Origin of the sequence: Campylobacter concisus, assembly GCF_002912895.1 — a bacterium.
Taxonomy (GTDB): domain Bacteria; phylum Campylobacterota; class Campylobacteria; order Campylobacterales; family Campylobacteraceae; genus Campylobacter_A; species Campylobacter_A concisus_G.
Genome location: NZ_POZX01000028.1, coordinates 1 through 807 on the forward strand (window position 1 = coordinate 1; position 807 = coordinate 807).

The 807-nt window shown below is 32.8% G+C and carries 2 protein-coding genes; one reads left to right on the forward strand and one right to left on the reverse strand.

The window, feature by feature from the left end:
• Positions 1-136: terminase gpP N-terminus-related DNA-binding protein (locus CYP51_RS10240; RefSeq protein WP_440588229.1), on the reverse strand; the 136-nt coding region annotated here is incomplete at its 3' end.
• 293 nt (positions 137-429) lie between these two features.
• Between CYP51_RS10240 and CYP51_RS03280 the strand changes: the two genes are divergently transcribed.
• Positions 430-756, forward strand: a complete 327-nt coding sequence (locus tag CYP51_RS03280) for a hypothetical protein (protein ID WP_103624368.1) — start codon at positions 430-432, stop codon at positions 754-756.
• Positions 757-807: the final 51 nt, after the last annotated feature.

Consider the following 807-nt stretch of genomic DNA (forward strand, 5'->3'; position numbering starts at 1 on the left):
CATATAAGCTTTCTTTGTTTTCTTTTAAATTGAGTCCATTTTCTATAACTTCAAAAAGCTCTTTTCTATTTTTACGCCAGTTGTATATAGTTTTTTCGGCTATCTTAAGCTTTTTTGCTATTTCTGCATTTGTCATTTTTTTACCTGTAAAATTTACATATTTAAGCTTTATTTAATTCTATTTTATGTAAGATTTACTTGTTGGAAGTATGTAAATCTTACATATTTTTGATTCTATCGAAGGTATGTAAATTTTGCCCTTAATATGGCTTTAAACTGTTTATAAATTGACAAACTGCCCGCAACATAGTGAAGATGTTTTGGGGCTTGGTTGTTACAACCTTAATACGTTGTAAAACTGTTGGGGGTGGTGTAGCTCTGCCCCTAAAATACTAAGCTACAAACAAAATATTTCTTAAGGAGCTACACATGTACACTTACCTTTTAGGCATTTGTGACGAAGTTCGTCCAATTTCTCGTATCGACAAGAAAACTGGTGAAGTTTCATCATCTATTGATGTAACTATTACATTTGAAAGTCGTGACCAACATGGCTATCTTGTCAAATCAACCGAAACTATCAATTATGACTTTTCTTTAAAGCCTAAGTTTGATTCCGTCAAAGGCAAATATATTGCCGTTCCATATCGTTTTTTAAATACTCGCAATGGTGCTTATATGTTCCCTGATGAGAGTTTGAGTTTCCAATTCTTTAATGAAAATCCTTTTTTAAAGGAAACAAAGCCATCTAAATAACAAAAAGCGGGGGCTATGCCTTAATGTGAGTAGCAAACCACTCTCCCGCAT